The organism is Xenophilus sp. (assembly GCF_044462705.1).
In the GTDB taxonomy this organism is placed as follows: Bacteria; Pseudomonadota; Gammaproteobacteria; order Burkholderiales; family Burkholderiaceae_C; genus Xenophilus; species Xenophilus azovorans.
Window position 1 is genome coordinate 1 of sequence record NZ_JBIQNC010000304.1, and the last position, 4,204, is coordinate 4,204.

At 71.9% G+C, this 4,204-nt stretch carries 3 protein-coding genes and 1 pseudogene; 3 read left to right on the forward strand and 1 reads right to left on the reverse strand.

The annotated features are described in order from the left end of the window. Nucleotides 1-244: pseudogene (locus ACIY1X_RS25190) on the reverse strand (alpha/beta hydrolase); the annotation flags it as partial. A gap of 257 nt (nt 245-501) precedes the next feature. Here ACIY1X_RS25190 and ACIY1X_RS25195 point away from each other — a divergent pair. From ACIY1X_RS25195 to ACIY1X_RS25205, 3 genes are all read left to right on the forward strand, one after another. Next, nucleotides 502-2,154, forward strand: a complete 1,653-nt coding sequence (locus ACIY1X_RS25195; RefSeq protein WP_399686086.1) for a hypothetical protein — start codon at nt 502-504, stop codon at nt 2,152-2,154. A 76-nt stretch (nt 2,155-2,230) separates the two neighbouring features. Next, the gene (locus ACIY1X_RS25200) at nt 2,231-3,079 is read left to right on the forward strand and encodes a 3-hydroxybutyryl-CoA dehydrogenase (protein WP_399686089.1); all 849 of its coding nucleotides are present in this window, start codon (nt 2,231-2,233) and stop codon (nt 3,077-3,079) included. Nucleotides 3,080-3,146: 67 nt separating this feature from the next. Next, on the forward strand, nt 3,147-3,965 hold the full coding sequence (locus ACIY1X_RS25205) for a crotonase/enoyl-CoA hydratase family protein (protein ID WP_399686092.1): 819 nt from the start codon (nt 3,147-3,149) through the stop codon (nt 3,963-3,965). The last annotated feature ends 239 nt before the right edge of the window (nt 3,966-4,204 follow it).

Consider the following 4,204-nt stretch of genomic DNA (forward strand, 5'->3'; position numbering starts at 1 on the left):
CGAGCACGGGCAGCACGGCGTCAGGCGCGGCGCCGGCGGGCCGGTAGCTGCGCAAGGGGATGTCGCCATGCGGGCCGGCGGCCTGCAGGTCGCGCACCTCGGCCACCTCGGGTGCGGCGGGCTGGGTGTAGGCGCGCCGGTCACGGTAGAGGGCGCGGGCCTCCGGCGGCGCCAGGGTGTGGGTGGGCGGCACGCCGCGCTCGGCCATCAGGTCGATCAGGGCTCGGGCTTGGGGGTGGAGCATGGGCTGTGTTCGGGACGAGGTTGCGAAGGCGCCATCTTGCGCGGTCCGCGCCGGGCCGGCCAGTGCCGGGAGGGAACTGCGGCGAGGGTACGCAGCCGCGCCGCGCCGCCGCTTGCGAAAACTGGCTGCGCGGCGCGCCCTTGCTTGTCCCCTGCGTGATTGCGCCGCGCCACCGGCTGCCGAAGACTCGGCCAGCCCGCTGCCGCAGGCCTGGCCGGCGGCACGCGCGGCGGACATCCACGCCACAGGAGACACCCATGCCTTCCACCCTGCGCCGCGGCGCGGCCGGCGCCATGCTCGCCGGCGCCCTCCTGGCCGCCGCCCTGTCGGGCTGCTCCACGCCCGCCCCCACCCGCCCTGCCGGCTGGGCCGCGCCCGAGGCGCTGGTCCGGCCCTCCGCCTTCGCCGGCGTGCACGGCCTGGCGGTGGACCGCCAGGGCCGCCTGCTCGCCGGCTCGGTGGTGGGCAGCTCGATCTGGGAGGTGGACCGCCGCAGCGGCGAGGCGCGCGTCTTCATCGGCGCGCCCGAGGGCCAGGCCGACGACATCGCCGTCGGCCCGCGCGGCGAGCTGGCCTGGACCAACTACCTGATGGGCATGCTGCGCTACCGCGAGCGCGACGGTGCGCCGATGCAGGTGCTGGCCAAGGAGCTGCCGGGCCTGAACTCGCTGGACTTCGACCGCCGCAACGGCAGGCTCTATGCGTCGCAGGTCTTCCTGGGCGACGCGCTGTGGGAGATCGACCGCAGCGGCCGGAAGCCGCCGCGCCTGATCGGGAAGGACCTGGGCGGCTTCAACGGCTTCGAGGTCGGGCCCGACGGCATGCTCTACGGCCCGCTGTGGTTCAAGGGCCAGGTGGTGAAGATCGACCCGGCCAGCGGCGCCGTCACCGTGATCGCCGACGGCTTCCAGATCCCCGCCGCCGCCAACCTGGACGGCAAGGGCCACCTGTGGGTGGTCGACGCGCGCAGCGGCGAACTGGTGCGGGTGGACCTGGCCACCGGCCGCAAGACGGTGGCCCGGCAGCTCAAGCCCTCGCTGGACAACCTCGCGATCGCGCCGGACGGCACGATCTACGTCTCCAACATGGCCGACAACGCGGTGCAGGCCTTCAACCCCGCCACCGGCGAGCTGCGCACGCTCACCGGCGGCGCGGTGGCTGTGCCCGGCGGCCTGAAGGCCGAGGGCGACCGGCTGTGGGTGGCCGACATCTTCGGCTTCCGCGAGGTCGACCTGAAGAGCGGCGCGGTGAGCGACATCTTCCGCATGCAGCGCGAGCCGGAGCTGGAGTACCCTTTCTCGGTCGGGCTGTCGAAGACGCGCTTCGCGCTCAGCTCGTGGTTCACCGGCACGGTGCAACTGGTGGACCGCGCCACACGCAAGACCACCGCCGTCATCCACGGGCTGAAGGCGCCCTACGACGCGATCCCGCTGGAGGACGGCAGCGTGATCGTGGCCGAGATCGCCACCGGCACCCTCACCCGCGCCAGCGGCGAGAAGTTCGCCGAGCGGAAAGTGCTGGCCGGCGGCATCCAGGGCCCGGTGCAGATGGTGCTGGGCGCCGACGGCGCAATCTACGTGACCGAGGCGGCCGGCCGGCTGCTGCGCGTGCCGCTGGCCGGCGGGCCGCCGGCGGCCGTGGCGCAAGGGCTGGCGATGCCCGAGGGCCTGGCGCAGACGCCCTGGGGCAGCTTCATCGTGGCCGAGGCCGCGGCGCAGCGGCTGGTGGAGATCGACCCCGCCGACGGCAGCCGCCGCACCGTGGCCGAGCGGCTGCCCATCGGCCTGGCGCCCAGCCCAGGCCTGCCGCCGGCCAACGTACCCACCGGCGTGGCGGTGGGGGCGGACGGCAGCATCTACGTCTCGGCCGACCGCGACAACGCCATCTACCGCATCCGCCCCCGGCGCTGAAGTCCGGCACGGGGCCATCGGCTGCCGCTAGCATCGGCCATCGATCCCCCTTTTTCTTTCTTTCGAGGAGCACTCAATGGACATCCAGACCGTCGGCATCATCGGCGCCGGCACCATGGGCAACGGCATCGCGCAGGCCTGCGCCGTCTCGGGCATCAAGGTGGTGATGGTGGACATCCACCAGGCCGCGGTCGACAAGGGCCTGGCCACCGTCTCCGGCAGCCTCGACCGGCTGATCAAGAAGGAGAAGCTGACCGAGGCGCAGAAGAAGGACGCGCTGGCGCTGATCCGGGGCTCGACGAACTACGACGACCTGAAGGCGGCGCAGCTCGTCATCGAGGCCGCCACCGAGAACCACGAGCTCAAGCGCAAGATCCTGCAGCAGGTGGACGCCCTGCTGGCGCCGGAGGTGATCATCGCTTCCAACACCTCGTCCATCTCCATCACCCAGCTCGCCGCCGACACGAAGCGACCCGACCGCTTCATCGGCATGCACTTCTTCAACCCGGTGCCGATGATGGCGCTGGTGGAGCTGATCCGCGGCTACCTGACCAGCGACGCCACGCACGACGCGGTGAAGGCGCTGGCCGTCAAGCTCGGCAAGCAGCCCATCACGGTGAAGAACGCGCCGGGCTTCGTGGTCAACCGCATCCTGGTGCCGATGATCAACGAGGCCTTCTTCGTGCTGGCCGAGGGCCTGGCGACGCCGGAGGACATCGACGCCGGCATGAAGCTCGGCTGCAACCACCCGATCGGCCCGCTGGCGCTGGCCGACATGATCGGGCTGGACGTGTGCCTGGCGGTGATGGAGGTGTACCTGGAGGAGTTCGGCGACTCCAAGTACCGCGCCTGCCCGCTGCTCAAGGAAATGGTGGCCGCCGGCCAGCTCGGCCGCAAGACCGGCCGGGGCGTCTACACCTACTGACCGGCCGTCATCCAGGCGACGGGGCGCGCGGCCCGGCTGCACTATGGTTCGTCCCGAAGGAGACCCCATGACACCGACCCCCGTCACCCCGCCGCCCGAGGGCTGCATCAGCTGCGAAGTCGTCGACGAGCACATCCTGCTCGTCGGCATCAACCGCCCCGCCAAGCGCAACGGCTGGACGCCGCGCATGTTCCGCGAGCTGGCCGAGGCCTACACCCGGCTGGACGACGACCCGCAGCTTCGCGTCGGCGTGCTGCACGCCTACGGCGACCACTTCACCGCCGGCCTGGACCTGCCGGCCGTGGCCGACTACCTCAAGCGCGGCGAAAAGCTCACGCCGCCCGGCCTGGTGGAACCGCACGACTTCGGCCTGCCCGGCTACCGCCGCCGCACCAAGCCGATGGTGGCGGCCGTCAAGGGCATCTGCTTCACCGTCGGCATCGAGCTGATGCTGGGTGCCGATATCGTGGTGGCGGCCGACGACTGCCGCTTCTCGCAGATGGAGGTGCAGCGCTGCATCCTGCCCGCGGGCGGCGCCACGCTGCGCATGCCCGAACGCGCCGGCGTGGGCAACGCCATGCTGCACCTGCTGACCGCCGACGAGTTCAACGCCGCCGAGGCGTATCGCTGCAACTTCGTGCAGAAGGTGGTGCCGGTGGCCGAGCTGCTGGACACCGCCCTCGGCCTGGCCCGGCGCATCGCCGCGCAGGCGCCGCAGGCCGTGGTCGCCACGCGGCTGAACGTGCTCAAGGCCATCGAACTGGGGCAGGCGGCAGCGGTGGCCGACTTCATCCCGGTGCAGCAGCGACTGGCGGCCAGTGAAGATGCGGCAGAAGGCATCCGGGCCTTCATCGAGAAGCGGCCGGCGCGGTTCACGGGGCGCTGAGTTTCTTTGGGGTCGCGCTCGATGGGCCTGCTCCCGCGGCCCAACGCACCGTTGCAGAACACCCTTTGCCCCGGTCAACTCCCCTCACCCGTTCACGCTGAGCTTGTCGAAGCGCGGCACCCGGCTTCGACAAGCTCAGCCCGAACGGGGGTGGTGGGTTGACGGCACCTTGGATGCTCCCTCCCGGTTCCACGCGCCGTGGCCGGGGGCCTGGGGCGCGGGCGATTTGTGGGGCGGCG